Annotated in this window: 24 protein-coding genes; 15 read left to right on the forward strand and 9 right to left on the reverse strand. The window is 71.2% G+C overall.

Translation table 11 applies throughout. The features are described 5' to 3' along the window. Positions 1 to 1,125: a globin domain-containing protein gene (locus ACFWGZ_RS07645; RefSeq protein WP_382450664.1), complete on the forward strand. Its 1,125-nt coding sequence runs from the start codon at positions 1 to 3 to the stop codon at positions 1,123 to 1,125. Here the strand turns inward: ACFWGZ_RS07645 and ACFWGZ_RS07650 are convergent. The 3 genes from ACFWGZ_RS07650 to ACFWGZ_RS07660 all read right to left on the reverse strand — a co-directional run bounded on the left by ACFWGZ_RS07650 (position 1,114) and on the right by ACFWGZ_RS07660 (position 3,522). Then, entirely contained in the window at positions 1,114 to 2,025 is a 912-nt protein-coding gene (locus ACFWGZ_RS07650; protein ID WP_382450665.1) for an N-acetylmuramic acid 6-phosphate etherase, read from the reverse strand. The genes ACFWGZ_RS07645 and ACFWGZ_RS07650 overlap by 12 nt on opposite strands. Then, on the reverse strand, positions 2,022 to 2,942 hold the full coding sequence (locus ACFWGZ_RS07655) for a MurR/RpiR family transcriptional regulator (protein ID WP_382450666.1): 921 nt from the start codon (positions 2,940 to 2,942) through the stop codon (positions 2,022 to 2,024). The genes ACFWGZ_RS07650 and ACFWGZ_RS07655 overlap by 4 nt, the downstream gene beginning before the upstream one ends. A gap of 73 nt (positions 2,943 to 3,015) precedes the next feature. Next, on the reverse strand, positions 3,016 to 3,522 hold the full coding sequence (locus ACFWGZ_RS07660) for a carboxymuconolactone decarboxylase family protein (protein WP_382450667.1): 507 nt from the start codon (positions 3,520 to 3,522) through the stop codon (positions 3,016 to 3,018). On the opposite strand from ACFWGZ_RS07660, the gene ACFWGZ_RS07665 reads away from it, so the two are divergent. Next, on the forward strand, positions 3,513 to 4,850 hold the full coding sequence (locus ACFWGZ_RS07665) for a PLP-dependent aminotransferase family protein (protein ID WP_382450668.1): 1,338 nt from the start codon (positions 3,513 to 3,515) through the stop codon (positions 4,848 to 4,850). The genes ACFWGZ_RS07660 and ACFWGZ_RS07665 overlap by 10 nt on opposite strands. On the opposite strand, the gene ACFWGZ_RS07670 is transcribed toward ACFWGZ_RS07665, so the two are convergent. The 4 genes from ACFWGZ_RS07670 to ACFWGZ_RS07685 form a co-directional block, all read right to left on the reverse strand. Then, the gene (locus tag ACFWGZ_RS07670) at positions 4,833 to 6,356 is read right to left on the reverse strand and encodes a serine hydrolase domain-containing protein (protein ID WP_382450669.1); all 1,524 of its coding nucleotides are present in this window, start codon (positions 6,354 to 6,356) and stop codon (positions 4,833 to 4,835) included. The two genes, ACFWGZ_RS07665 and ACFWGZ_RS07670, sit on opposite strands and share 18 nt — an antisense overlap. 7 nt (positions 6,357 to 6,363) lie before the next feature. After that, a complete protein-coding gene (locus ACFWGZ_RS07675; RefSeq protein ID WP_382450670.1) occupies positions 6,364 to 7,569 on the reverse strand; it encodes an exo-beta-N-acetylmuramidase NamZ domain-containing protein in 1,206 nt (401 codons plus the stop codon). Continuing rightward, the gene (locus ACFWGZ_RS07680; RefSeq protein ID WP_382450695.1) at positions 7,566 to 9,221 is read right to left on the reverse strand and encodes a glycoside hydrolase family 3 N-terminal domain-containing protein; all 1,656 of its coding nucleotides are present in this window, start codon (positions 9,219 to 9,221) and stop codon (positions 7,566 to 7,568) included. The genes ACFWGZ_RS07675 and ACFWGZ_RS07680 overlap by 4 nt, the downstream gene beginning before the upstream one ends. A 628-nt stretch (positions 9,222 to 9,849) precedes the next feature. Continuing rightward, a complete protein-coding gene (locus tag ACFWGZ_RS07685) occupies positions 9,850 to 10,644 on the reverse strand; it encodes an HAD family hydrolase (protein WP_382450671.1) in 795 nt (264 codons plus the stop codon). A gap of 448 nt (positions 10,645 to 11,092) precedes the next feature. Between ACFWGZ_RS07685 and ssd the strand changes: the two genes are divergently transcribed. From ssd to ACFWGZ_RS07725, 8 genes are all read left to right on the forward strand, one after another. Next, positions 11,093 to 12,127 (forward strand): septum site-determining protein Ssd, encoded by a 1,035-nt coding sequence (ssd, locus tag ACFWGZ_RS07690; RefSeq protein ID WP_382450672.1) that lies wholly within the window; start codon positions 11,093 to 11,095, stop codon positions 12,125 to 12,127. A 1,142-nt stretch (positions 12,128 to 13,269) separates the two neighbouring features. After that, a complete protein-coding gene (locus ACFWGZ_RS07695) occupies positions 13,270 to 14,376 on the forward strand; it encodes a TadA family conjugal transfer-associated ATPase (RefSeq protein WP_382450673.1) in 1,107 nt (368 codons plus the stop codon). Beyond that, the gene (locus ACFWGZ_RS07700) at positions 14,370 to 15,140 is read left to right on the forward strand and encodes a type II secretion system F family protein (RefSeq protein ID WP_382450674.1); all 771 of its coding nucleotides are present in this window, start codon (positions 14,370 to 14,372) and stop codon (positions 15,138 to 15,140) included. Before ACFWGZ_RS07695 ends, ACFWGZ_RS07700 begins: the two co-directional genes overlap by 7 nt. Next, positions 15,137 to 15,661 (forward strand): type II secretion system F family protein, encoded by a 525-nt coding sequence (locus ACFWGZ_RS07705; protein WP_382450675.1) that lies wholly within the window; start codon positions 15,137 to 15,139, stop codon positions 15,659 to 15,661. Before ACFWGZ_RS07700 ends, ACFWGZ_RS07705 begins: the two co-directional genes overlap by 4 nt. 8 nt (positions 15,662 to 15,669) lie before the next feature. Next, positions 15,670 to 15,831: a DUF4244 domain-containing protein gene (locus ACFWGZ_RS07710; protein WP_382450676.1), complete on the forward strand. Its 162-nt coding sequence runs from the start codon at positions 15,670 to 15,672 to the stop codon at positions 15,829 to 15,831. A gap of 10 nt (positions 15,832 to 15,841) precedes the next feature. Then, positions 15,842 to 16,141 (forward strand): TadE family type IV pilus minor pilin, encoded by a 300-nt coding sequence (locus tag ACFWGZ_RS07715; protein ID WP_382450677.1) that lies wholly within the window; start codon positions 15,842 to 15,844, stop codon positions 16,139 to 16,141. Further along, positions 16,138 to 16,587, forward strand: a complete 450-nt coding sequence (locus ACFWGZ_RS07720) for an Rv3654c family TadE-like protein (protein ID WP_382450678.1) — start codon at positions 16,138 to 16,140, stop codon at positions 16,585 to 16,587. The genes ACFWGZ_RS07715 and ACFWGZ_RS07720 overlap by 4 nt, the downstream gene beginning before the upstream one ends. 197 nt (positions 16,588 to 16,784) lie before the next feature. Continuing rightward, the gene (locus ACFWGZ_RS07725) at positions 16,785 to 17,405 is read left to right on the forward strand and encodes a bifunctional DNA primase/polymerase (protein ID WP_382450679.1); all 621 of its coding nucleotides are present in this window, start codon (positions 16,785 to 16,787) and stop codon (positions 17,403 to 17,405) included. 453 nt (positions 17,406 to 17,858) lie between these two features. Here ACFWGZ_RS07725 and ACFWGZ_RS07730 read toward each other — a convergent pair whose 3' ends face one another. Then, a complete protein-coding gene (locus ACFWGZ_RS07730; RefSeq protein ID WP_382450680.1) occupies positions 17,859 to 18,626 on the reverse strand; it encodes an aminoglycoside adenylyltransferase domain-containing protein in 768 nt (255 codons plus the stop codon). A 95-nt stretch (positions 18,627 to 18,721) separates the two neighbouring features. Continuing rightward, on the reverse strand, positions 18,722 to 21,019 hold the full coding sequence (locus ACFWGZ_RS07735) for a DEAD/DEAH box helicase (protein ID WP_382450681.1): 2,298 nt from the start codon (positions 21,017 to 21,019) through the stop codon (positions 18,722 to 18,724). 216 nt (positions 21,020 to 21,235) lie between these two features. Here ACFWGZ_RS07735 and ACFWGZ_RS07740 point away from each other — a divergent pair, with 216 nt between their 5' ends. From ACFWGZ_RS07740 to ACFWGZ_RS07760, 5 genes are all read left to right on the forward strand, one after another. Further along, on the forward strand, positions 21,236 to 23,545 hold the full coding sequence (locus ACFWGZ_RS07740; RefSeq protein WP_382450682.1) for a sodium-translocating pyrophosphatase: 2,310 nt from the start codon (positions 21,236 to 21,238) through the stop codon (positions 23,543 to 23,545). 66 nt (positions 23,546 to 23,611) lie between these two features. Continuing rightward, on the forward strand, positions 23,612 to 24,184 hold the full coding sequence (locus ACFWGZ_RS07745) for a hypothetical protein (RefSeq protein ID WP_382450683.1): 573 nt from the start codon (positions 23,612 to 23,614) through the stop codon (positions 24,182 to 24,184). Beyond that, positions 24,184 to 24,750 carry a hypothetical protein gene (locus ACFWGZ_RS07750; RefSeq protein WP_382450684.1) on the forward strand — a complete coding sequence of 189 codons (567 nt, stop codon included), beginning with the start codon at positions 24,184 to 24,186 and terminating at the stop codon, positions 24,748 to 24,750. Before ACFWGZ_RS07745 ends, ACFWGZ_RS07750 begins: the two co-directional genes overlap by 1 nt. Further along, positions 24,747 to 25,292: a hypothetical protein gene (locus ACFWGZ_RS07755; protein ID WP_382450685.1), complete on the forward strand. Its 546-nt coding sequence runs from the start codon at positions 24,747 to 24,749 to the stop codon at positions 25,290 to 25,292. Before ACFWGZ_RS07750 ends, ACFWGZ_RS07755 begins: the two co-directional genes overlap by 4 nt. 68 nt (positions 25,293 to 25,360) lie before the next feature. Next, the gene (locus ACFWGZ_RS07760) at positions 25,361 to 25,933 is read left to right on the forward strand and encodes a hypothetical protein (RefSeq protein ID WP_382450686.1); all 573 of its coding nucleotides are present in this window, start codon (positions 25,361 to 25,363) and stop codon (positions 25,931 to 25,933) included. Positions 25,934 to 25,977: the final 44 nt, after the last annotated feature.

Genomic DNA, 25,977 nt, shown 5'->3' on the forward strand with positions numbered 1-25,977 from the left:
ATGTTGTCCCCCAAGTCCACCGAGCTCGTCGAGGCCACCCTGCCCGCGGTCGGCGCCTCCATCGGTGAGATCAGCGCGCTGTTCTACCAGCGCATGTTCACCGAACACCCCGTGCTGCTGCGCAACCTGTTCAACCGCGGCAACCAGGCCAACGGCACCCAGGCCCAGGCGCTGGCCGGATCGGTCGCCGCCTTCGCGTCCGGCCTGCTCGCCGGCAAGACGCCCGACGGGATGCTGCGCCGGATCGCGCACAAGCACGTCTCCGTCGGCGTCACCTCCGGCCAGTACGCGTTGGTGCACAAGCACCTCCTCGGCGCCATCGCCGAGGTCCTGGACGTCGACGACGAGGTCGCGGCGGCCTGGAGCGAGGTCTACTGGCTGATGGCCGACACGCTGATCGGGCTGGAGCGGTTCCTGCCCAGGGGCATGCAGGAGCACCGGGTGATCGCCCGGTTCCAGGAGACCGAGGACGTGGTGACGTTCGTGGTCAGACCCACCAGCGGCCCGGTCGCCCCGAGCAAGCCCGGCCAGTACGTGTCGGTGCACGTCCCGCTGCCCGACGGCGCCCGGCAGATCCGCCAGTACAGCCTCTCCGGGCGGACCGACGACGCGCTGCAGTTCTCGGTGAAGCGCGACGGCGAGGTGTCGAACCAGCTGCACGACTTCACACCGGTCGGCAGCACCATCCGGCTCAGCCAGCCGGCCGGGGACGTGACGCTGCAGCCCGGCGACGGCCCGGTGCTGCTCGCGTCGGCGGGCATCGGCTGCACGCCGATGATCTCCATGCTCGCCGAGCTGGCCGCCACCGACTCGTCCCGGCAGGTCGTCGCGGTGCACGGCGACCGCGACCAGCTCACCCACCCGTTCCGCGCGGAGCTCGCGCAGCTCGTGGCCAAGCTCGAGGACGCGCAGGCGCACGTCTTCTACGAGGAGCCGATGGGCGAGTGGCCCGCCGACCGGACCGGGTTCGTCGACCTCACCGCGGTGCCCGTCCCCGCCGGCGCCACCGCCTACCTGTGCGGGCCGCTGCCGTTCCTGCGCGCGATGCGGTCCCAGCTGCTCGCGGCGGGGGTCACCGACATCCACTACGAGGTCTTCGGCCCCGACACCATCTCAGCCGACTAGCTGGTCCAACGCGTCGCGGACGTGGCCTTTCGCCTCCTGCAACGCCTCCGCGGCACGGTCGGCCGGGACACCGGAGAGCAGGTGGACCAGCGCCACCTTGAGGTCGCCGGACGCCTCCGCCAGCGCCTGCTCGCAGTCGGCGGCGGGGAGGCCGGTGGCCTCGTGCAGGATCCGGATCGTGCGGCCGCGCAGCTTCGCGTTCGTGGCGCGCATGCTGACCATCAGGTTCGAGTAGGTGCGGCCGAGCTTCACCATCACCGCGGTGGAGAACGAGGTCAGGACCAGCTTCTGGGCCGAGCCCGCCTTCATCCGCGTGGAGCCGGCGATCGCCTCCGGACCGGTGTCCAGCGCGATCAGGACGTCCGGGGTGAACGGCACCGACGCGTTGTTCGACACCAGCACGGTGCGGGCGCCCAGTGCCCGCGCCTCTTCCAGCGCACCGATCACGAACGGCGTCCGCCCGGACGCCGTGACGCCCACGACCAGGTCCTTCTCGTCCGCGTGGCGGCGGATCTGGGCCGCTCCCGAGTGGTCCTCGACCTCCTCGACGGCACGGACGAGGGCTTCCGAACCGCCGGCGTGGTGGGCGACGAACCAGTCGGCCGGCGCGTTGAACGTGGGCACCAGCTCGGCGGCGTCGAGCGTCGCGAGCCGGCCGGACGTGCCGGCGCCGACGTAGTGGACGCGGCCGCCGCCCGAGATCGCGGCGACGCCGAGGTCGACCGCGCGGGCCAGCTCCGGCAGGGCCTGCGCCACCGCGGCCGGGACCCTGCGGTCCTCGTCGTTGATCATGCGCAGCACGTCGATCGTGGAGACCCGGTCGATGTCCGCGGTGCGGGGGTTCCGCCCCTCGGTCGGGGACTCCACCCGCACCGCCACACCGTTGCGGGGAGAGGTCATTTAGACGTCTCCCGCGGCCGTCGCCTGCCGTCCGGCCGGGCGCCGAGCCGGTGCCCGGACACCGCCTCGTAGGTGGCCTCCAGTGCCGTCTTCGCCGTGTCGACGTGGTGCTGGGCCACGCCGATGAACAGGCAGTCGATCACCGTGAGCTGGGCGATGCGGCTCGCCATCGCGCCCGAGCGGAACGTGGTCTCGCGCGCGGCGGTGGTCAGCACGTGGTCGGCGACCTCGGTGATCGGCGAACGCGGGAAGTTCGTGAGGGCGACCGTGGTGGCGCCGGTCTCGCGGGCGACGCGCAGGGCCTCGACGGTCTCCGACGTGGAGCCGGTGTGCGAGATGCCGACGGCGACGTCCGCACCGGTCAGCACGGCCGCCGACGTCAGCGCGATGTGCGTGTCGTTCCACGCGAAGCAGGTCAGCCCTATGCGGTGCAGCTTCTGCTGCAGGTCGAACGCGACGAAAGCGCTCGCGCCGAAGCCGTAGACGTCCACCCGGCGCGCGCCCGCGACCGCCTGGACGACCTTGTCGAGCGCCTCGACGTCGAGCTGCTCGGCGGTCTCCTCGACGGCGCGGGCGTCCGCGAACGCGACCTTGCCGACGACCTGGCGCAGGTCATCGCCGGGGCCGATGTCGCCACCCATGTCGTGGTTGGCCCTGGCCTGGCTGCGGGCCGTGTCCGCGGCCAGCGCGATGCGCAGCTCCGGGTACCCGCCGACGCCGATGGCCTTGCAGAACCGCGTCACCGTCGTCTCGCTGGTGCCCGCCTGCTCGGCGACCTCGGTGATGCTGCGGTGCGCGACCGTCGCCGGGTTCTCCAGCACCACCTTCGCGACGCGCTGCTCGGCGCGCGCGAGCCCCGGCAGCAACGACCGGATCTTCACCAGCGGACTGGACTCGGCACTGCTCTCAGTGGACACGTGGGAAACTTACTAACCGCCACTGCGAGGGTCAACGGAGTGTGTCCGAAAGTCACCCTCCCGGCACGCGGTATCACCTGATGTCCGGCACCTTGCGGGTCGACACGGCGATCCGGTTCCACGCGTTGATGGTGAAGATCAGCGCGATGAGCTGCGCGAGCTCCTCCTCGCCGAAGTGCTCCGCGGCCTGCTCGTAGACCTCGTCGCTCACGTACTCGTGGCTGCTCAGCACCGTGACGGCCTCGGTGAGCCGCAGCGCCGCCCGCTCCTTGGCGGTGTAGAGGTCGCCCGCTTCCTCCCACGCGTTGAGCAGGTAGATGCGGGCCTCGGTCTCGCCTCCCTTCCGGGCGTCGACGGTGTGCATGTTGAGGCAGTAGGCGCAGTGGTTGAGCTGCGAGGCACGGATGCGCACGAGCTCGGCGAGCTGCTCGTCCAGCCCCTCGCGGGCGGCGGCGTCGAGCGCGATCATGGCGCGGTAGACCTTCGGGGCCTTCTTGGCGATGTCGATGCGGTTCGTCACGACTGGAAATCTAGGGCGCTGATTGGCTCCCGGCGTGGTGCAATCCAGTCGTGGAATCATGGGCCAATCTGGACTTCCACCTCGACCTGTCCGGTCCGGGTGGGCTGCGGCACCGGGTGACGGCGTCGCTGCGCGAGGCCGTGCGGTCGGCGCGGCTGCCTCCCGGAACGCGGCTGCCGGCCTCGCGGTCGCTCGCCGCCGACCTCGGGATCGCGCGCAACACCGTGGCCGAGGCGTACGCGGAACTCGTGGCCGAGGGGTGGCTGACCGCGCGTCAAGGTTCGGGAACCGTTGTCGCGCAACGGGTCGCGCCGCCAGCGCCGGTCACGCGCGCGGCGCCGCCGGCCGAGGTGCGGTTCGACCTGACGGTGTCGACGCCGGACGTCACGGAGTTCCCGCGCGCCGAGTGGGTGCGGTCGACGCGGCGGGCGGTGATGGCGGCGCCGTCGGAGGCGTTCGGGCCGGGCGACCCGCAGGGCCGCGTCGAGCTGCGGACGGCGCTGGCCGAGTACCTGGCGCGGGCCCGCGGCGTGCGGGCGGACCCCGAACGGATCGTGGTGTGCTCGGGGTTCGGCGGCGCCGTGCAGATGTTCGACAAGCTGCTCCGCGGCCCGGTCGTGGTCGAGGAGTACGGGCTGGAGTTCCACCGGTCGTTGTGGAAGTCGACGGTGCCGCTGGCGGTGGACGACCACGGCGCGAACACCGAGCAGTTGCCCGACGACCTGCGTGCCTGCGTGCTGACGCCCGCGCACCAGTTCCCGTTGGGCGGTCCGTTGCACCCGAGGCGGCGCGCTTCGGCCGTGGAGTGGGCACGGCGCGTGGGTGGCGTTGTGCTGGAAGACGACTACGACGGCGAGTTCCGGTACGACCGGCAGCCCGTCGGCGCCGTGCAGGGGTTGGACCCGGAGCACGTCGTGTACCTGGGGACGTCGAGCAAGGCGCTGTCGCCGGCGTTGCGGATCGCGTGGATGGTGCTGCCGGACCGGTTCGTGGACTCGGTGCTGGCGTTGAAGACCGACCGCGAGCAGCACGTCAGCATGCTCGACCAGCTGGCGCTGGCGGACTTCCTGGCGTCGGGTGCGTACGACAGCCATGTGCGCCGCATGCGGTTGAAGTACCAACGGCGGCGCGACCGGCTCGTTGAGGCTGTTTCGCCGTACGCGTCCGTGTCCGGGATCGCGGCGGGGATGCACGCCGTGCTGGAGACCCCGCACGAAGACGCGATCGTGGAAGCCGCGCGAGAACGGGGGATCGCGGTCAGCGCTCTCTCGTGGTTCCGGCACGCGCTGAGCACCGACGACCGTTCCGGTGTGGTCGTGAGTTTCGGGGCGCCCGCGTTCCCACGGGCGCTCCCGCTCTTCGCCGAGGCGCTAGCGGCGTGCCACTGACCAGCCTTCAGCCGTGACGTCGCCCCGTGCGTGCACGTACACACCACGGCCGTCGTACTGGCCTGCCTTGGTGTAGATGAATCGCGACTTCTTCTGTTCCGTGGCAACCCATCGGCGTTCAGTGGTGGTGATCGTGCGGACGTCCTGCCACTGGGTGCCGTCCCAGTGCTGGACCGTCAGCTTGTCGCCCCTGTCCACGTCGACGAAGACCTCGACCGGGCGCTCCGCGGTGAGCGTGCCGCCGGAAGTCGTGGCACGCCACTGCTTTCCGCCCGACTGCACCGCGAGCGCCTTCGCGAGGCCGTCGGCGACCGCCCGCCGCGCCGGGTTCACGCTGCCCCAGTCGCGGCTCGGGTGCACGCGGTTGGTCAGCAGGATCGCGATCGACCGCGAGGCCTTGTCGATGACGAACGACGTGCCGGTGTAGCCGGTGTGACCCGCGGTGCCCGGCCCGCTCAACGCGCCCATGTACCAGCGCTGGTCGAGCTCGAAGCCCAGGCCGTGGGCGTTGTCGGGGAACTGCTGGTTGAAGTTCGTCAGCATCAGCTCGACCGAGTGCTCGGAGAGGATCCGGTGGCCGTCGTACGTGCCGCCGTTGAGGATCGTCTGGCCGAGGACGGCGAGGTCCGCGGCCGTGCCGAACACACCGGCGTGGCCGGCCACTCCTCCGAGGGACCACGCGTTCTCGTCGTGCACCTCACCGCGGACCATGCCGCGCGGGGGAGCCGTCTGGAACTCCGTGGCGGCCGTGCGGTCCCTGGCCTTCGGGTTGTAGCCGGTGTCCCTCATGCCGAGCGGCCGGGTGATGCCGTCGCGCACCGCCTGGTCGAGGCGCTTGCCGCTGACCTCGAACACCAGCTCGCCGAGCGTGATCAGGTTCAGGTCGGAGTAGACGTACGTCGTGCCGGGCGTGGACTTCGGCGCCACGTCCATGACGGCTTTGATGCGTGACGGGATGTCCGGGTACTTCTGCCACAGGGGGATGAACGGCTCGAGGCCGCTCGTGTGGGTGAGGAGCTGCTTGACGGTGATGTCCTGCTTGCCGTTCACGCCGAACTCGGGCAGGTAGGTGGCGACGCGTTCGTCGATGCGGATGCGCCCCTGCTCGACCTGCTGGATCACCGCGATCGACGTGAACAGCTTGGAGATCGAGGCGAAGTCGAAGATCGTGTCCTCGCGCATCGGGACGCGTTCCCGTTCGGGCAGCTGGGTCTGCTGGTCCTGGTACAGGACCGCGTAACCGGTTCGGTCGTGCGCGACGACCTTGCCGTCGTGCACGTACATCGTGACGGCGCCGGCGAAGAGCGGTTTGCCGTTGGCCTGCGGTTTCGTGAAGTCGCGGACCTGGCGCAGTGCGGCGTCGACCGGTGCCGGATCGAGGTTCGCCCGGTGCGGGCTGGACTCGCGCAACGTGGTCCACGGTGGCGCGAAACCGTTCTGGGGCTGGTCGAAGTGGCCGGGGATCGCGACCGTCACGAGTGCGGCGGCCAGGGCAGGGATGAGCATGGCGTCCTCACCGGTAGCGCAGGTAGGGCTGACGGGTGCGGCGGAACTGGTGGAGCTCCTGCTGCCACGCGCCGACGACCTCGTGCAGCGGGGCCCTCGCGTCGATCATCGTGCGCAGCCGGTCGGAGCCGCTGAGCTTGTCGATCCAGTTGTCGGGACGCCACGCGAAGACGTCCGGGTAGAGCGACTTCGCGGTGATGAGCATGGCCACCGCGGCCCGGATGGCGTCGAACTGCGCCGCGTCGGTGACGTGCAGGGTGACACCGCCGCAGTTCTGGCCCTGGAACTTGGCGAACGTCGGCGCGAAACAGGTCTCGCGGAACCGGACCCCGCGCAGGCCCAGGGCGTTGAGCTCCTCGGCCCAGCGCCAGTCGACGCCGGGCGCGCCGACGGTCTCGAACGGGCGGGTGGTGCCGCGGCCCTCGGACAGGACCGTGCCCTCGAACAGGCAGGTGCCGGGGTAGACGAACGCCGTGTCCCCGGTCGGCATGTTCGGGCTCGGCGGGACCCACGGCAGGCCGGTGTCGAGCTGGTCGCGGCGCCAGTTGCGGACGTCGACCACGTCCAGGCGGGTCCGCACGCCGAACTCGCCCACGAAGAAGCGGGCGAGTTCACCGACGGTCATGCCGTGCTGCTGCACGATCGGCTTCAGGCCGACGAAGGTCGCGTAGGCCGGGTCGAGCTGCGGGCCGTTGGCGGTGCCACCGATGGGGTTCGGGCGGTCGAGGACGAGGAAGTCCAGGTCCGCCGCGGCCTGCATCGCCGTGTAGAGCGTCCAGATGTAGGTGTAGAAGCGCGCGCCCACGTCCGCTATGTCGAACACGACCGTGTCGATGCCCGCTTTCACGAACATCGCACGGATCTTGGTGGCATCGGCGCCGTACGTGTCGTAGACCGGGATGCCGGTGCGTGGGTCCTGATAGCTGCCCTCGGACCCGCCGGCCTGTGCGGTGCCGCGGAAGCCGTGTTCCGGTCCGAACACCGCGGTCGGCTTGGCGCCGTGGGCGACCATCGAGTCGACGATGTGCGTCTGGTCCGTGAGGACGCCCGTCGGGTTCGTCAGCACGCCGACCTTGCGGCCCTTGAGCTTGCGCCAGCCGTCGTCCGCGAGCTGCTGGGCGGCGGTGGCGAGCTTCGGGGCCGCGGTGGCCTGGGAGGCGCTGACGAGCGGGACGGAGAGGGCGGTCGCGGTGAGGAAGCTGCGCCGCCTCACCACGTCACCCCGTGCCCGAACGGGTAGGGCGTCGGACCGGGGACGTCGACGGGGAGCTTGCCCTGCGGCTTCGCCTCGCCGAGCAGGATCCTGGCCAGCGCCTCCATCGAGACGGTCGTGGTCGAGTAGGTGGCCAGCCAGGTCTTCGCGTTGCCGTAGGCCACGTCGTAGGGGTTGGCCGTCGCGACCGCGACGACCGGCTTGCCGGTGGCGACCAGCTGGTTGACCAGGTCGACCTGGGCTGGCCGGGTGCTCGCGTTGTTCGTCAGCACGACGATCTTGTCCGCGTTCGCCGCGGCGGCCACGGCCTGCTGGACCTGCGCCGGGGTGGGGCTGGTCGCCGTGACGACCTTGGCGCCCTTGATCCGGGTGGCGAGGGCGGCCACCTGCGCGTCGCCGGTGCCGACGACCAGGGGAGCGGTGGCGTTGAGGGGCAGCGCCTGCTCGTCGTTGCGCACGGCCGTGATGGTGCGGTCGGCGATCGCCTGGGCGGCCGGGGCGTTGGAGCCGACGACCTGGTCGACCTTGTTCTCGTCGACCTCGGCGGAGAGCATGACGCCGCGCAGGAGCTTCATCTTGAGGATGCGCAGGACGCTCTGGTCGATGCGCTGCTCGGAGATCTCACCGCTGCGCACGGCCTTGACGACGCTGTCGATCGCGAGACCGAGGTTCGGCGGCATCAGCAGCTGGTCGACGCCCGCCTTGATGGCGAGCACCGGGATCTCGGCGTCGGTGTGCAGCTTGCGCACGCCCGCCATCTCCAGCGAGTCCGTGACGACGACGCCGTCGTACTTCAGCTCCTCGCGCAGCAGACCGGTGATGATCTTGGGGCTGAGCGTGGCCGGGTCGCCCGACGGGTCGATCTGCGGCACCTGGATGTGCGCGGTCATGATCGAGTCGATCTTGGCGGCGACGGCGGCCCTGAACGGCGGCGCGTCGATCTGGCGCCACTGCTCCAGGCTGCGGTTGGAGACCGGCAGGGCGGTGTGGCTGTCCTCGGACGTGTCGCCGTGGCCGGGGAAGTGCTTGGCGGTCGAGGTGACCGAGTCGGGGTCGAACCAGCGGCGGCCCTCGTAGCCCTGGACCTGCGCCTGCACCATGTCCGCCGCGAGCTCCGGGTCGCTCGAGAAGCTGCGCACGCCGATGATCGGGTTGGCCGGGTTGGAGTTCACGTCGGCGTCGGGGGCGAAGTTCTGGTTGATGCCCATCGCCCGGAGCTCCTGGCCGGTGATCCTGGCGGCCTCCTCCGCATCTTTCGTGCTGCGGCCGGCGCCGAGGGCCATGTTGCCCGGCAGCTGCGTGGCCGGCGGGCCGATGCGCGTGACGAGGCCCATCTCCTGGTCGGTCGAGATGAGCAGCGGGACCTTGCTGGCCTTCTGCAGGCCGTTGGACATCCGCGCGATCTGCTTCGGCGTGTCGATGTTGTCGCGGCTCGAGTTGTTGAAGTAGATGACCCCGCCCGGCTGGTACTTGCGCACCATCTCGGCGGCGGTGGCCACCCCGAAGTCGGTCTGGTTCTTGGGGTGCGGGACGTCGGCGGCCTGGCCGTTGACGTAGGTGACGAAGAGCTGGCCGACCTTCTGTTCCAGCGACATCCCGCGGAGCGTGGTCACCGAGGCGTCCGCTCTCGCCACCGGCGTGAGGGCGACCATGGCTGTGACCAGCGTCAACGCGGCGAACTTCCGCACTTGTCCGTGCCTCCCGGTGATGTTCCCACCTGTACCTCGCGTATTTCGCAAGTTACTCACGGCTGCGTGGTGGGTCAACGGGAGCCCATTGTGCCGTTCGGTGGCACTTTCCCCGGAAAGAGCAAACGGGGCACCCTCGAGAGGGTGCCCCGTCGACAGCGCGGGCCAGCGAGTTACCAAGCGTGCAACTCGTGTCGTACAACCCTGGCCTCGGCGTCCGGCGTCCCGGTACGCAGGCCCTAGACGACAAGCCTCCCGCGGCGTGCTGCGCGTGGGTACTCGAAGTCCGCGCACGGAGCCCTGCCGGGGTGGAGTCTGGCTTCTCTTCGCCAGGTCCCTGGCCGACCCGAGGTCCGCACCACCTATTTAAGTCCGTGGGCCCGGTCACAGCAAGGGCTCGGAAGGGTGCACCGGTCAAGCCACGTTCCGTGAGGAAAGCGTTGCGGTTTCAGCATTTGTGAGGCCGTGTTCGCGTTCCGGTACCGCCGACGGGGCGGTGCCGCGCACACGCCAGGGCGGCCCGTGCGCGCGCCGTTGCCGCTACTCGCCGGTACCGGGCCACCTTCGGGTTCTTGCGTCGGAAGGCCTTGACTCAGTCGCGTCCGCGCTTGCGCCGCAGGCCGTACCAGGCCGCGCCGGCGGCCGCGACCGCGCCGAGGCTGATCGCCGTGACCGCGACCGTCCTGCCCGACGGCGTGGGGAAGCGGCCGCGCAGGCTCACCGGGTCGACGAACTGCAGCACCGGCCAGTCCTTCTCGGTGGCCAGGCGGCGCAGGCCCCGGTCCGGGTTCACCGCGGTCGGGTGGCCGACGACCTCGAGCATCGGCAGGTCCGTGACGCTGTCCGAGTAGGCGTAGCTCTGGGCGAGGTCGTAGCCGTGCTCGGCGGCGAGCTGCTTGATGGCGACCGCCTTGTTGTCGGCGGCGCAGTAGAAGTCGACCTCGCCGCTGTAGCGGCCCTCCTGCACGACCATCTTCGTGCCGACGCTGTAGTCCGCGCCGATCATCTGCGCGATGGGCGCCACCAGCTCCTCGCCCGACGCGCTCACGATGACGACGTCGTGGCCCTCCGCCTTGTGGTCGGCGATCAACTGAGTCGCCTCCTTGTACACAAGGGGGTCGACGATGTCGTGCAGCGTCTCGTTGACGATGCTGCGGATCTGCTCCACGTCCCAGCCCGCGGCCAACGCCGTGATGTGCGCGCGCATGCGGTCCATCTGGTCGGCGTCCGCGCCTGCCAGCATGAACACGAACTGCGCATAAGCGCTCTTCAGCACCGCGCGGCGGTTGATCAGCCCCTCCTGGAAGAAGGGACGGCTGAACGCCAGCGTGCTCGACTTCGCGATCACGGTCTTGTCGAGGTCGAAGAAGGCGGCGATCCGACTCATGGACGTCAGCTTAGGTGTACTGGTCAGTAGGCCGTTCGGGCGGCATTTCGACCGTGTACGAAACCGTTGTGCTGCACGGTTACCGAAACTTGCCCCTCGGCTGTCGCCGAAGTTGCGCGCGGCACTGGCGCATGGGGATACAGTAGGAGAGTCCGGTTCGACGGACGGGTTCAGTCCGACCCCCCGGGACTGAACCATTGACGACCCCCGTCCCTCCCCCCTGGCGGGGGTCGTCCCATATCCGGACCAGGTTTCCGCACGGGCACGACTGGACCTCTGCCGCCTCGTGCCGGCGTTCCGGTGCCCAACTCTCCAGAGTCGCACACAGGACCGACAGTTCCCGGTCCGCAGGGCGTTCAAGATCGCGACTTGTCCACACCCGCCGAGTTGTCCACAGCTGGATCTCCGCTCGTTGTGTCGTTCCTCACGACGAACCACCGTGGACCCCATGACCAACCCCGCCGCCCTGCTCACGGACCCGGACCTCCTCGACGAGGTCCTCCGGGTCGCCGCCGCGGCCGACTGCCCGCTGCACTGCGCCCCGGACGTCACCTCGCTGCGCGCCCAGTGGCACACCGCACCCCTGGTCCTGCTCGACCCGGCCGGCGTCTTGGCCTGCCTGGACGCGGGCTTCCCGCGGCGGTCCGGCGTCCTGGTGGTCCACGGGGGCGACCCGCCCTGGGCGCCCGCGGTGGCCCTGGGCGCGGACGGCGTGCTGGAGCTCCCGGTGGAGGGCCGCACCCTGGTGGGCGCGCTGAGCGACCTGGGCGAGGGCCCGCCCTCGGACCGCGGCCGGGTGGTCTCCTTCGTCGGAGGCCGAGGAGGCGCCGGTGCGTCGGTCCTCGCCGTGGCCTGCGGCCGTGAGGCGGTGGCCGGCGGCGGCGAGGCGATGCTCGTCGACTGCGACCCCTTGGGCGGTGGCCTGGACCTGGCCCTGGGCACCGAGTCCGCCGAGGGCGCCCGCTGGCCGGGCGTGCACTGCAGCGGTGGCAAGGTCCCGATGTCCGCGCTGAAGGCGGCCCTCCCCGCCGCGGGCAGCCTGAGCGTCCTGGCCTGCGACCGAGCGGGCCCGGACCCGGAACCCGCGGCCGTGGCAGCGGTCCTCGACGCCGGCCGCCGGGCGGGCAGCACCGTGGTCTGCGACCTCCCCCGCCACCCGACACCGGCCGCCGCAGCCGCCCTGGACCGCACGGACCTCACGGTCCTGGTGGTCCCGGCGGAGGTGAGGGCGACCGCGGCGGCCGGCAGGGTGGCGACCCACCTCCTCGCCCAGGGCAGAACCGTCCGCCTGGTCGTGCGGGGCCCGTCCCCGGGCAACCTCCAGGCCGCCGAGATGGCCGAGGTGATCGGCGTCCCCCTCCTGACCCAGATGCGCCCGGAACCGGGCCTCGCCGAGGTGCTCGAACGGGGCCGCTTCCCGCGCAACGCCAAGGGCCCCCTGGCCACGGCGGCCCGCCAGGTCCTGAAGGAGCTCCGCCCGTGAAACCTCCGAACCACGACCGCCACGGCGACCCGCTCCCGTGCACCGACCTCGCCGCCCACCCCGCGCCGCACCTCGGCCCGACGCCACCGCACCCCACCCAGGCCGTGGCTCGCCCGCATCCCGCGGCTCGCCCGCATCCTGCTGCCCGGCCACATCCAGCGGCTCGCCCGCATCCTGCGGTCCGGCCACATCCTGCGGTCCGGCCAGGCCCCGAGCCCGCGACCTCGTCCCCACCCGCGCCGCCCCGGACTCCGGAACATGCGCCGCAGACCCATCCCACCCGGCAACCCCGCCCGTCTTCGCGCCCCCAACCCCGCCCGACGGCGCGCCGCCCGCTCTCCGTGTGGCCGGAAGCAATCACCATCCCCCACCCGCGAAAGGACCCGTGCCCGTGACCAGCCCACCCGGCCGCGACCCCGCGCGGTCCGACGACTCCCCGCTGAGCCGGAATCCCGCACGCCCCAGCGACCTCTCGCTCGGCCAAGACCCCAGCGGTCCCGAGGACTCCTCGCCACGCCGAAATCCCGTGCAGCCCAGGGACTCCCCACCCGGCCGTAATCTCGCGGCTTCCAGGGACTCTCTGCCGGGCCGAAACTCCGCGGTTCCCGAGGCCTCCCTGTCGGGCCGAGATCCCGCGCGGCCCGACAGCTCCCCACCCGGCCGAGATCCCTTGGCTACCAAGGCTTCCCCACCCGGCCGAAACCCTGCGTGGCCCAACGACTCCCCAACGTGCCGAGATCCCGCGGCTCCCGGGGACTCCCCGCCGGGCCGAGCCCTCGCGCGGCCCACCAACTCTCCACCCAGCCGAAACTCCGCGGCTTCCAGGGACTTTCTGCCGCGCCGAGATCCCGCGGTTCCCAAAACCTCCCCACGGGGCCGAAACCCCGCACGCCCCAACGACTCCCCACCGCGCCGGAACCCCGCCCACCCCGAGGACTCCCCGCCGGTCACCTACCTCCGGGTCTGGTGCCGGATGCTCCGCAACCTCCTCGTCCACGGCCGCCCCACCCCGCCCCGCTACATCTTCCGCAAGGAGCCGAAGTGAATCGCTTCCTCATCTGGTGCACCGAAACCTGGCTCCGCCTGATCGGCCGCGAGATCACCCGCGGCCGCCACCGCGGTCCCGGGACGGCGGCGGCCGCATGACCTCGTCCCTCATCGACCGGGTCCGCCACCGCCTCGCCGGCACCGACGCGGAGATGACCGCGGCCGTGGTCGCGCACGCGGTCCGCTCCGAAGCCGGTGGTGTCCTGGCCGACGGCGACGTCCTCGAAGCCCTCCAGGTGCTCCGCCAGGAGTTCAGCGGCACCGGGCCCCTCGACCCGCTGCTCGACGACCCCGGCACCACCGACGTCCTGGTCACCGCACCCGACCAGGTCTGGGTCGACGGCACCACCGGCCTGCGCCGCACGGCGGTGACGTTCACCGACGAAGCCGCCGTGCGGCGCCTCGCCCAACGCCTCGCGGTGGCCGCCGGCCGACGCCTCGACGACGCCTGTCCGTGCGTCGACGGCTGGCTGCCGGGCAGCGGGGTCCGGCTCCACGCGGTGCTGCCGCCGATCGCCGACAACACCTGCCTGTCCCTGCGGGTCCTGCGACCCGCCACCCACGACCTCGCCGCGCTGCGGAGACTCGGCACGTTCGACGCCGAGATCGCCGAGGCACTGCGCACGATCGTCCGTCGGCGCAAGGCGTTCCTGGTCATCGGTGGCACCGGCTCCGGCAAGACGTCGTTGCTGTCGGCGCTGCTGAGCTGCGTGCCGGCGGACGAACGCATCGTGTGCGTGGAGGACGCCGGTGAGCTGCAGCCCGACCACCCGCAGTTCGTGCGGCTGGTGGCGCGGCCGGCGAACGTCGAGGGCGCGGGCGAGATCACCGTCCGGGAACTGGTGCGGGAGGCGTTGCGGATGCGGCCCGACCGGATCGTCGTCGGCGAGGTCAGGGGCGCGGAGGTGCGCGAGCTGCTCACGTCCCTGAACACCGGCCACGAGGGCGGCGCCGGGACCCTGCACGCCAACTCGCCCGGCGAAGTCCCGGCCAGGCTCGAAGCGCTGGGCGCCCTGGGCGGCCTGAGTCCCCAAGCGCTGCACAGCCAGGTCGCGGCCGCGGTCCAGCTCGTCCTGCACATGCGCCGCGACGACAACACCAGGTACCTCAACGAGATCGGCGCGATCGAACGGACGCGGACCGGCCTGGAAGTACGTCCACTGTGGACGAAAGCGGGCGGGTGGGAGGAGGAGCTGTGCTGAGCCTCCTGCTCCTGGCCGCAGCGCTGCTCGTGTGGCCGCGACTCAGGTCGGTCCGCCGTCTGAGACCCGAAGGCGCACGCGAGATCGTGGTGCCGCGGGTGGTCTGGTTCGCCGCGTCGGCAGCAGTCGTCCACATCGCCACGGGCATCGGCGGACTGATCGCCGCGGCGGTCCTGGCAGCGGTGATCAGCCGGGGCGTCAAGCAGAACCAGCGCACGAAGACCATCAGGGCGGCGACCGAAGCGCTCAGCAACGGCCTGGGTGGCGTGGTCGACGAACTGCGGGCCGGCGCCCACCCCGCCGCAGCAGCCGAAGGCGCGGCGCAGGACACCCCGGCGCCGGCCGGTGAAGTGCTGAAAGCCGCGGCGGCGACGGCGAGGCTCGGCGGCGACGTCGAACGGACGTTGCGCGGCCTGCGCCAACCCCTGCTCCGGACCGCCACGGACCAGCTGGCCAAGGCGTGGCACGTGTCGGCGAAGCACGGCGTGGCGTTGGCCGATGTCCTGGACGCCACCAGACGTGACCTCGACGAACAGGCGGCCTTCGCGAGACAGGTCAGCGCGCGCATGGCCGGGCCACGGGCCAGTGCCGCGGTCCTGACCGCATTACCGGTGCTGGGACTTCTCCTCGGAGAGCTCAGCGGCGCGCGACCGGTCCACGTGCTCACGGACACGTCGGCCGGGCAGTTCCTGCTGGTCCTGGGCGCCTTGTTGCTGGCGGCGGGGTTGTGGTGGACACGGAAGATCACCGAGGTGGCGCCGTGACGTTCCTCCTGCTCGCGCTGGCCGTCCTGGCATCACCGGCGCCACGGGCGATCGACCGCCTCCGGCCGCGGGCCCACGACCCGCCGCGGGCGAAGGCCGAGGCCGCTGGTCCGCTCCAGCGGGCCGCGGCCTGGGACCTGCTGGCCGCCTGCCTCCGGGCGGGGTTGCCGGTGCCCACGGCCGTCCAGGCGGCCGGCATCGGAGAGCTGAGCCGGGTCGCCGAACTGCTCCGGCTCGGCGCAGATCCCGTCACGACGTGGGCGTCCGCGCTCGACGACCCCGCCACCGCACCGCTGGCCAGGGCCGCCCGGCGCACGGCGCGGTCCGGTGCCGCGCTGGCCGGGCAGGCCACCGACCTGGCCCGCCGGACCAGGGCCGGGGCGGTGAACGACGCCGAGGCCGCCGCACAGCGGGCCGCGGTGCTCGTGGCGGCGCCGCTCGCGCTGTGCTTCCTGCCGGCGTTCCTGTGCCTCGGCGTCGTGCCGGTGGTGCTGGGGCTGGCCGATCGATTCCTCGTCTAAGGAGAGACATGGACCTGTTGAAGGACGACAGCGGCATGAGCACCGTGGAGTACGCGATCGGGACGCTGGCCGTGGCCGCGCTCGCCGGGGTGCTCTACGCGGTGGCGACCAGTGGTTTCGTCAAGGACCTGTTGCAAGGGCTGATACAGAGTGCGCTGTCCGCGGTCTGACGATCGGGGCATGGTCACCATCGAGGCGGCCATCGCCGTGTGCGCGTTGCTCGTCGTCATGGCGTTGGGGGCCGCTGGGCTCACCGCGGTCATCGAGCAGATGCAGTGCACCGACGCCGCGAGAGAGGCGGCGAGGCTCACCGCGCGCGGTGAACGGCAGCGCGGTGAGCAGGTGGCCGGTGAGATCGCGGCGGGGGCGACCGTCGTGATCAGCGGCGAGGCGGACGGCGTGCGGGTGGTCGTCAGCAAACGCGGACCGCTGGGCCTGCCGCTCACCGCGGTGGCGTTCGCCGTGCTGGAGCCGCGGTGAACGGCGCGACGAGCAGAGCGGCGAACGGCGCGGTGGCCGGCTGCGAGCGGGGTTCGGCCGCGCTGAGCGGTGTGGTGGCGATGGTGCTGCTGATGATCGTGGCGGTGACCGGTGCGCAGGTCGGCGCGGCCGTCGTCGTGCGGCACCGGGTGACCGGCGCCGCCGATCTGGCGGCGCTGGCGGCTGCAGCTCGTCTCGCCGACGGCGGTGGAAGTGCTTGTGAGCAGGCAGAACTCGTGGCGGCGGCGAACGGCGCGACCTGCCGGCGCTGCACGGTGAGCGGTGAGGAGGTGGTCGTCGAGGTCTCGGCGGCTACACCGTTCGGCCCGGTGAACGCCCGTGCCAGGGCAGGTCCGGCTGAAGATCGCAGCGTTTGGAGCACGATGAGCGGTCGAAACCTATCGGTGAGCGGACTCACACCGGGGTTCGGACATGCTGAACGGTGATCGAACCAAACGCGCGGCGTTCGGTGGCTCGTTCTGTCGCAGCGCGTTCGCCGTCCCAGAGCTACCAGTTGTCGCGACGGGGGTTACCAAGCCCGGGGCCGGTGTCGTTAGTTGTAGTGGCGGCACCGACGCGGTGTCCCAGGAACACCGGCACCACGTCGATGTCGAGCAAGACACCAGGAAGAAGGCGACGGAAGATGGATTGGTCGGACAGCTGGCGCGGGGCCTTCCGCATCGAACTGCGTGCCGAGGCCGTGAGCCTCGCGTACCGCGGTTGGCCTGTGCTGCCCGGCACCTACCCGGCCGGTTCGGAGAACGGCGTCACCCAGTGGGCGGGCCGCAGCGGCCTCGAGCTCCACGGCCCCATCCCGGTGCACCGCGACTGGGTGGACCGCATCGGCACGCGTCCTGAGCAGGTCGCGACCTGGTGGGCGGGCGCTTCCTACAGCCTTCTCGTCGCCACCGGCCACGTCGTCGACGCGATCGAGGTCGGCACCGACCTCGGCCGGCGCGCGGCCGTCGCACTGCGGACGATCGGTGTTCCCGTGCCGATCGCCGCGACCCCGTCCGGCCGCTGGATGTTCCTCGTGAAGTCCGGCTCGAAGCTCAACACCGAGCTGGCCGGCAACCCGGACGTGCACCACTACGCCCAGGGCGAGTACATCCCGTTGCCCCCCACCACCATGGCGCACGGTGTCGTGCACTGGCGGGTCAAGCCGCAGGTCTGCGGCTGGAACCTGCCGGACGCGCACGTCGTGCAGGACGCGCTCGTCGAGGCGCTGCACGCCCCGGCGCGCTACCAGCTCGAAACCGTCTGACCCACAACTCCAAGCCCGGCCGCGCTGGGTGTCGTCGTGGACTCTCCCCGACAACCCCGAAGGCGATGCCCTGCGCGGCCGTTCCAACCCCAGCCCGATCCGGTGATCGGTTCCCGCACCCCGCACGTCGGGGACCGCGCAGGAACGGGCGGAAAGCCGAACACGCACCCCGAAGGACAGCCTCCCGCACCAGTGACCGGACCGAGGAACGTTAGTGGCAGGGCACCAGCTCTGCCGCGGTCGGCGAAGCCGGCTCCTCCCCGGAGTTCGTCAGCGGACAGTGGACACCGACGCCTCCCGCGTGTCCTGTCGAGACGAACGAACCAGATTCCGCCGATGTTTCCACGGGATCCGGTCGCGAAGCGGTAGCAGGCGGGAAAACAGTGTTCGGCACGTGGAGAGCGCGGCGGGGGAACCCGTGAGCCCCCGCCGCGCCCACGAAAAGCAGGAGCCCTAGAGGCCTTCCGCGTAAGCCGCGAAGGCGAAGGTCTCCTCGAGGGATCCGGGCCGCGGGACCGCGTCGGCGTTCCAGCCGAGGTCCCGGTCCAGCAGGACTTGCTCGATGAGCGGGTGCCACCGCTCATCGAGCACATTCAAGGCCCACAGCAGGGCGCCGCGCTTCGACTCCACCTCTCCCGTGTGGAGGGTGTAGAGCGTGCGGCAGTACGTCGAGACGATGTAGCGCTGCGTCCAGGCGTTGCCCATCGGCGCCCACTCGCGGATTCCGTCGAGGACGTGCGGCAGCTCGGCGCGCATCGACGACCGCAGCACGGAACCCGGCACCTCGTCGACCAGCGAGGTGATCGGCGGGCCGTCCAGCACGATGCCGTGGTGGCGCAGGATCCAGCGGGCGTGCGGGCTGTTGCAGTGGGTGTCCCAGACCAGGGTGCGGGTGCCGTGGTCGTTGAACAGCCACGGAACCCCGAGGCCCGCCACCGAGCGCAGCGACTCCACGTCGGCGTACGACCCCTCGATCTCCGTCGACCACCGGCCGGGGCGCAGCGGGATCTCGTCGTGCAGGGCGCGCAGTCCCGCCTCACGGGCGCCGGACGGCAGTGCGGTGCAGGCGACGACGAAGTCGCAGTCGCTGTGCTCGTCACCGGCGCCCAGGGCGAACGAGCCCTGGACGTAGGCGCCGACGTAGGTGGGGCCGAGGATCTCGCGCACGGACGAGACGAAGTCGGCGAGCAGCGCGTTCAGCTCGGGGAACGGCGTGGGCACCCGCGCACCGTAGCCAGCGCGACGCCGCCGGTCAGGCGATTTTGCCCAGCGCGACGCCGCCGGTCAGGCGATTTGCCCAGCGCGACGCCGCCGGGTCAGGCGATTTTGCCCAGCACGACGTCGAGCACCAGCACGGCGCCGGCCTTGTCCAGCGGGTCGTTGCCGTTGCCGCACTTGGGCGACTGCACGCACGACGGGCAGCCCATCGGGCACGCGCACGCGCTGATGGCCGCGCGAGTCGCCGACAGCCACGCCCTCAGGGCCGAGTGGCCGCGGTCGGCGAACCCCGCGCCGCCGGGGTGGCCGTCGTGGACGAACACCGTCGGCATGCCCGTGTCCGGGTGCACGGCCGTCGACACGCCGCCGATGTCCCACCGGTCGCAGGTCGCGAACAGCGGCAACAGGCCGATGGCCGCGTGTTCGGCGGCGTGCAGGGCGCCGGGGACCCGCTTCGGTTCGAGGCCCGCGGAGACCAGGAGCTGTTCGTCGACCGTGTACCAGACCGCCCTGGTCCGCAGCGACTGCTCCGGCAGGTCGAGGGGGATCTGGTCGAGGACCACGCCGGACGGCAGGCGGCGCAGGTAGCCGACCACCTGCGTCGTCACCTCCACCTCGCCCAGCGACACGGACACGCCGTCGAAATCGGTGCGTTCGAGCTCGCGCACCACCGTGATGTCCACGCAGTCGCGCGGCTGGGTCGTCCACTCCGGGTCTTCGCGGTGCACCAGGGCCAGGCCGCTGTCCAGGTCGAGCTCGTCGACGACGTACGCGCGGCCCTGGTGCAGGTAGACGGCGCCCGGATGCACCTGCCAGCAGGCCGATCCCGGGTCGACCGTGCCGAGCATGCGGCCGGAGTCGGCCTCCACGACGGCCACCTGGTCGCCGCCGGAGCCGCGGATGTCGACCCCGGCGTGCGGGCGGTCGTGCGAGGCCCAGTACCAGCCCGCCGGCCTGCGGCGCAGCAGCTTCTCGGCCACCAGCTCGGCCAGCACGGACTCCGCGAGCGGGCCGCCGAAGTCGTCCAGGCACGCGGGCGTGAGCGGCAGCTCGGACGCCGCGCACGCCAGCTGCGGGCCCAGCACGTACGGGTTCAGCGGGTCGAGCACCGTCGCCTCGACCGGGCGGTCCAGCACCGCCGCCGGGTTGTGCACGAGGTAGGTGTCCAACGGGTCGTCGCGCGCCACGAACACCACCAGCGCGCTGTCGCCCGACCTGCCCGCACGGCCCGCCTGCTGCCAGAACGACGCCAGCGTGCCCGGGAAACCGGCCACCACCACGGCGTCCAGCCCGGCGATGTCGACGCCGAGCTCCAGCGCGTTCGTGGTCGCGACGCCGAGCAGGTCGCCCGTGGACAGCGCCTTCTCGAGCTCCCGTCGCTCCTCGGGCAGGAACCCGCCCCGGTAGGCGGCCACCCGCGGCGGCAGCTCACCGTCCACTTCGGACAGGATGCGCTGGGTGCCGAGCGCCGTCAGCTCCGCGCCGCGGCGGGACCGCACGAAGGCGAGCGACCGCGCGCCCTCGACGACGAGGTCGGCGAGGATCCGCGAGGTCTCGGCGCCGGCCGAGCGCCGCACGGGCGCGCCGTTCTCACCCTCCAGAGAGGTCAGTGGCGGCTCCCACAACGCGACCGTGCGCGACGCACGCGGCGAGAAGTCGTCCACGACAGCGGAAACGGGAACACCGAGCAGGCGTTCGGCGGAAGAAGAAGGATCAGCCACTGTGGCCGATGCCAAAACGAAGATCGGATCGGCGCCGTATTTCCGCGCGACCCGGCGCAGCCGCCTCATCAACAACGCCACGTGCGACCCGAAAACGCCGCGGTAGGAATGGCACTCGTCGATCACCACGTACTTCAGCCGCCGGAAGAACCGCAGCCATTTCGGGTGCTGCGGAAGGATTCCGCGGTGCAGCATGTCCGGGTTGGTGAAGACCCAGTTCGCGTGGGCCTTGACCCAGTCGCGTTCGGCCATCGGGGTGTCACCGTCGTAGGCCGACGCGCGCACCCCCTTGATCCCCAGTTCCTCGAGCGACCGGAGCTGGTCCGCCCCAAGGGCTTTGGTGGGGGACAGGTACAGCGCCGTGGCCTTCGTGTCCGCCAAAAGAGTGGAAAGCACGGGAAGCTGGTAGGCGAGCGACTTGCCCGACGCGGTACCCGTCGCGAGCACCACGTGCCGGCCGGACCACGCGAGCGACGCCGCCTCGACCTGGTGCCGCCACGGCTCGCGCACACCCGTCTCCGCGAACGCCCCGACGACCGCGGGGGCCGCCCACGAAGGCCATTCGACGTGATCAGCCTGCCGCAACGGCAGATCGCGCGCGTGTGTGAGAGGTGACTCCCCGGCGGGCACTCCCGCCAGCACGCGGTCCAGCAACCGCCGTCCCTGATCCACCACGGGAGCGAGCTTCGCACACGGCACCGACACTTCCGGCCGGGCGTGCGCGACTTCCAGGGCGGATAACGGTGTGTGCACGCTTCGGAACGGTTCGTTGCCTCGTTGCAAGCAACCCCTAGACTCCCCGCTCATCGCATCCAATGAGGGATGCGTCACGTCGCGCGAGGGCGGCTGGTCTGCCTTGGCGCTGCACATGGCAACTCACCAGGAGGACGGATGTCCCGGCAATTCCTCGCGGAGAGCTTCGAGCTCTCCGGGGGTGATCGCGGCGTCGTAGCCGTGGTCGCCGTGGTCGCCCTGGCTGCTCTCGCCGTCGGGTATGTGCTGCTCAGGGAAGTGCTGGCCGCGGGCCAGGGCACCCCGAAGATGCAGGACATCGCCAAGGCGGTTCAGGAGGGCGCAGCGGCCTACCTCAACCGGCAGTTCCGCACGCTCGGCATTTTTGTCGTGGTCGTGTTCGTACTGCTGTTCGCGCTTCCGGCAGATGATCTGGCCGAGCGAATCGGTCGATCTTTGTTCTTCATCGTCGGTGCAGCGTTCTCGGCGACTATCGGCTACCTGGGCATGTGGTTGTCCACGCGCGCAAACGTTCGTGTCGCCGCCGCCGCGAACGAAGAAGGCGGTCGCGAAAAGGCGACGCGGATCGCGTTCCGCACCGGCGGCGTGGTCGGCATGACCACGGTCGGCCTCGGCCTCTTCGGTGCCGCGCTGGTCGTGTTCGTGTACACGGGGCAGGCCCCGAAGGTCCTGGAGGGCTTCGGCTTCGGCGCCGCGCTGCTCGCGATGTTCATGCGCGTCGGCGGCGGCATCTTCACCAAGGCCGCCGACGTCGGCGCCGACCTCGTCGGCAAGGTCGAGGTGGGCATCCCCGAGGACGACCCCCGCAACGCCGCCACCATCGCGGACAACGTGGGCGACAACGTCGGTGACTGCGCCGGCATGGCCGCGGACCTCTTCGAGTCCTACGCCGTGACGCTGGTCGCGTCGCTGATCCTCGGCACCGTCGCGTTCGGTGTGCAGGGCCTGCTGTTCCCGCTGATCGTCCCCGCGATCGGTGTGCTGACCGCGATCATCGGCGTCTACACGACGAAGGCGAAGGTGGGCGAGAGCGGCCTCACGGCCATCAACCGCTCCTTCTACATCTCCGCGGTCATCTCCGCGGTGCTGTGCACGATCGCCGCCTTCTCCTACCTGCCGAGCTCCTTCGCGGACCTCCGCGGCGTCAGCGACGCGGTCAAGGCCACCAGCGGCAACCCGCAGCTGATCGCGGCCGTCGCGGTGATCATCGGCATCGTGCTCGCGGGCGTCATCCTCTGGCTGACCGGCTACTACACCGGCACCGACCACAAGCCGGTCAAGGAGGTCGGCGAGACCTCGCTGACCGGTGCGGCCACGGTCATCCTGTCCGGCATCTCGGTCGGTTTCGAGTCGGCCGTCTACACGGCGCTGGTCATCGGTGCCGCCGTCTACGGCGCGTTCCTGCTGTCCGGTTCCGTCGTCGTGGCGCTGTTCGCGATCGCGCTGGCCGGCTGCGGTCTGCTCACGACCGTCGGCGTCATCGTCGCGATGGACACCTTCGGCCCGGTCTCCGACAACGCGCAGGGCATCGCCGAGATGTCCGGTGACGTGCACGGCGAGGGCGCGCAGATCCTCACCGAGCTCGACGCGGTCGGCAACACGACCAAGGCCATCACCAAGGGCATCGCGATCGCGACGGCCGTGCTCGCCGCGACGGCGCTGTTCGGGTCCTACCAGGACGCGATCACGCAGGCCCTGGTCAAGGTCGGCAACGTCGCGGGCGACCTGCCCGTGTCGTTCAGCAACCTGGTGTTCAGCCCGAACGTGCTGGTCGGTGTCGCCATCGGTGCCGCCGTCGTGTTCATGTTCTCGGGCCTCGCGGTCAACGCCGTGACGCGCGCCGCCGGCGCCATCGTGTTCGAGGTGCGCCGCCAGTTCCGCGAGAACCCGGGCATCATGGACTACTCGGTGAAGCCGGAGTACGGCAAGGTCGTCGACATCTGCACCAGGGACTCGCTGCGCGAGCTGGCGACCCCCGGCCTGATGGCCGTGCTCGCCCCGATCGCCGTCGGCTTCGGCCTCGGCGTCGGCCCGCTGGCCGGGTACCTGGCCGGTGCGATCGCGACCGGCACGCTGATGGCGGTGTTCCTGGCCAACTCCGGTGGCGCCTGGGACAACGCGAAGAAGCTGGTCGAGGACGGCAACCACGGTGGCAAGGGCTCCGACGCCCACGCCGCGACGGTCATCGGCGACACCGTCGGCGACCCGTTCAAGGACACCGCCGGCCCGGCCATCAACCCGCTGCTCAAGGTGATGAACCTGGTCTCGGTGCTGATCGCGCCCGCCATCGTCACCTTCTCGATCGGTGACAGCGCGTCCGACCCGATCCGCATCGCGATCGCCGTGGTCGCGGCACTGATCATCGTCGGCGCGGTCGTCGTGTCGAAGCGCCGCGGCACCTCGATCACGGACACCCCCGCGGAGACCGTGAGCAACGGCGCCGCTTAGTCCCGCACCTGGGATCGGGGTACGTTCGGGTCTTCCCCCGACGTACCCCGACCTAGGAGTTCCGACATGAGGCGCAGCCTCGTCGCCACTGCCGTTGCCGCCGCCCTCGCGCTGGCCGGGTGCACCAACGGTGGCAACTCCGGCACCTCCGCGACGCCCACCAGCGGCGCCGCCTCCGCCGACGCCGTCGCCTACATGGACAAGGTCTGCGGCGCCGCCTCCGAGTTCGCCAAGATCGAGAAGACCGCCCCGAAGCTCGACTCGACGGACTCCACCAAGCTCAAGGCCGACATGGCCGCCTACATGGGCCAGCTCGCCGACGCCTTCACCAAGTCCGCGGAGGGCCTGAAGAACGTCGGCCCGTCGCCCGTCGCGGGCGGCGAGGAGGCCGTGAACAAGATGGCCGAGACCTTCACCTCGCTCGGTGCCGTCTTCGCCGACTCCAAGGCGAAGATCGAGCAGGCCGACGCCAACAACGCCACCGGTGGCCTGCAGGCCGCGGGAGAGGCCATCGCGAAGCTCTCCGAGCTCGCCGACCCGTTGCGCGACCTCAAGGGCGTCCCCGAGCTGCAGAAGGCCACGCAGACGGCACCGAAGTGCCAGGAGATGCAGCGCCTCAACGTCACGCCCACGAGCTGATGCGCCGCACAGCCGCCGCACTCGTGTCCGGGTGCCTGCTCACGCTCACCGCCTGCACCGGCGGGGGTTCGTCCACGCCTTCGTCGGCTCCCGGCGAGGCCGACGTCGTCGCGTGGATGGACAAGGTCTGCGCCGCGGTCGGCCCCACCTCGAAGCTCCTGGCCGACGAGCCGAAGTTCGACCTGACCGACCAGGCCGCGCTCAAGTCCGGCCTGTCGGACTGGCTCGGCACCAAGGTGTCCTCGGTCGAGAAGTCGATCAACGAGCTCAAGGCGCTCGAGGACGGTCCGCACCCGAAGTCGAAGGAGCTGGTCGGCACGGCCGAGAGCGGCCTGGGGCAGGTCAGGACCCTGCTCGCGGACGCGAAGTCGAGGGTCGACTCGGCGGCCGACGAGACGCAGATCGTCACCGCCTTCACCGAGATGGCCACCAAGGCCTCGGAGATGGACGCACAGGCCTCCAACGTGCAGCGCAAGCTGGGCGAGACGGGCCTCGCCGCGGCCGCGCAGAAGGCGGGCAACTGCAAGGACCTGGAACTCTCGGCGTCCTCGGCACCGACCTCATGACCGCACGACGACTGACCGCAGCCGTCCTGGCCACCCTGGTCCTGGCCGGCTGCGGTTCGGACGAGGACGAACCGCTCTCCGACGCCCAGGCCGGCTGGGTCGACGCGTTCTGCACCGGCCTGCTGCCCGGCAAGAAGGCCGGCCAGGAGCTCACGGCGCAGGACCCGGCCGACCCGGCGGCGGTCAAGACCGCCTACCTGAAACTCGTCACGGCCAACTCCACCGCGCTCACCGCCGCCGGGAAGAAGCTCGGCGAACTCGGCCCGCCCTCCGACGAACTGAAGGACGTCCACGAACGGCTGACGAAGTACGTCGGGGAGTCCGCGCGGTCCTACGCGGCCGCGGAGGCCCCGGTGAAGGCGCTCGAGCCCGACGCAGGGTTCTGGGACGCCGCCGAGAAGGTCCTGGCCGACACGTCGCAGGTCAGCAAGCCGGAGGACCTGCGGGCGACGTTCGACGCGCTCGAGAAGTCGCCCAAGTACGCGGCCGCGATGGGCAAGACGAAGTCGTGCCAGGAGCTGCAGACCGGCAGCCAGAGCTGACCGCTCGTTCGGCGCAGTCCCAAGCGCACCACTGGTCACAGTCGAACGTCTGTTCTACCCTGTGGGCCGTGGTGGGGCAGTTGTCCTTCTTCTCGGCCGAGGCGCGCACGCCGGCCAAGGCGGACCTCGCCGGCTTCCTCTGCGGGCCGGGCCAGGCCGTCAGCTTCGCGCGCGGCACGGCGGCCCGCGTGTACGTCGAGCTGCGCGACGAGTGGCGCTACCGGCCGCTCAAGCAGGCGTGCGACGAGCGCGGCGTCACGTCCGAGCTGTGCGTGAACGAGGAGGGCACGCGGTTCGTCCGCACGCCGTTCCGCACCGATCTCACCCCTCTGGCCGCCCGCTGGCTGGACGGATCGACCAAGACCGTGCCGGACGAGTTCGAGCTGAACGGAGCAGTGCTGCGCGTGTGGGCACTAGCGGCCGGCAGCTGGATGGAGTCCGCGTACCTCCTCGGTTTGGACCCCAACGCGCCGCAGACACACCTGCCGTTGCAAAATGCCCTGCTCGCATCCGGACTTCCGTGCACCCTGGTGGGGGCTCCGGCGTTGCGGGTGACGGGCCGGCGGAGGCTGGCGCGGCTCGCTGAGCTGGTCGGAAGCCCTCCGCACGGGGTGGCGTGCAGCACCTGGCCGGCGGCCTGAACGGGCCGTCAGGCATGGTTGTGTCACTCTGTCTCGTCGTACAG

The sequence above is a fragment of the Lentzea sp. NPDC060358 genome, assembly GCF_042725365.1.
Classification (GTDB): Bacteria; Actinomycetota; Actinomycetes; order Mycobacteriales; family Pseudonocardiaceae; genus Lentzea.

Bases quoted from the DNA above. Each gene is read 5' to 3' on its own strand.
- ACFWGZ_RS07685 (WP_382450671.1), bottom strand. From the start codon at position 10,644: ATGAGTCGGATCGCCGCCTTCTTCGACCTCGACAAGACCGTGATCGCG.
- ACFWGZ_RS07715 (WP_382450677.1), top strand. From the start codon at position 15,842: ATGGTCACCATCGAGGCGGCCATCGCCGTGTGCGCGTTGCTCGTCGTC.
- ACFWGZ_RS07645 (WP_382450664.1), top strand. From the start codon at position 1: ATGTTGTCCCCCAAGTCCACCGAGCTCGTCGAGGCCACCCTGCCCGCG.
- ACFWGZ_RS07695 (WP_382450673.1), top strand. From the start codon at position 13,270: ATGACCTCGTCCCTCATCGACCGGGTCCGCCACCGCCTCGCCGGCACC.
- ACFWGZ_RS07725 (WP_382450679.1), top strand. From the start codon at position 16,785: ATGGATTGGTCGGACAGCTGGCGCGGGGCCTTCCGCATCGAACTGCGT.
- ACFWGZ_RS07745 (WP_382450683.1), top strand. From the start codon at position 23,612: ATGAGGCGCAGCCTCGTCGCCACTGCCGTTGCCGCCGCCCTCGCGCTG.
- ACFWGZ_RS07650 (WP_382450665.1), bottom strand. From the start codon at position 2,025: ATGACCTCTCCCCGCAACGGTGTGGCGGTGCGGGTGGAGTCCCCGACC.
- ACFWGZ_RS07755 (WP_382450685.1), top strand. From the start codon at position 24,747: ATGACCGCACGACGACTGACCGCAGCCGTCCTGGCCACCCTGGTCCTG.
- ACFWGZ_RS07670 (WP_382450669.1), bottom strand. From the start codon at position 6,356: ATGCTCATCCCTGCCCTGGCCGCCGCACTCGTGACGGTCGCGATCCCC.
- ACFWGZ_RS07680 (WP_382450695.1), bottom strand. From the start codon at position 9,221: ATGGTCGCCCTCACGCCGGTGGCGAGAGCGGACGCCTCGGTGACCACG.
- ACFWGZ_RS07750 (WP_382450684.1), top strand. From the start codon at position 24,184: ATGCGCCGCACAGCCGCCGCACTCGTGTCCGGGTGCCTGCTCACGCTC.
- ssd (WP_382450672.1), top strand. From the start codon at position 11,093: ATGACCAACCCCGCCGCCCTGCTCACGGACCCGGACCTCCTCGACGAG.
- ACFWGZ_RS07710 (WP_382450676.1), top strand. From the start codon at position 15,670: ATGGACCTGTTGAAGGACGACAGCGGCATGAGCACCGTGGAGTACGCG.
- ACFWGZ_RS07660 (WP_382450667.1), bottom strand. From the start codon at position 3,522: ATGATTCCACGACTGGATTGCACCACGCCGGGAGCCAATCAGCGCCCT.
- ACFWGZ_RS07740 (WP_382450682.1), top strand. From the start codon at position 21,236: ATGTCCCGGCAATTCCTCGCGGAGAGCTTCGAGCTCTCCGGGGGTGAT.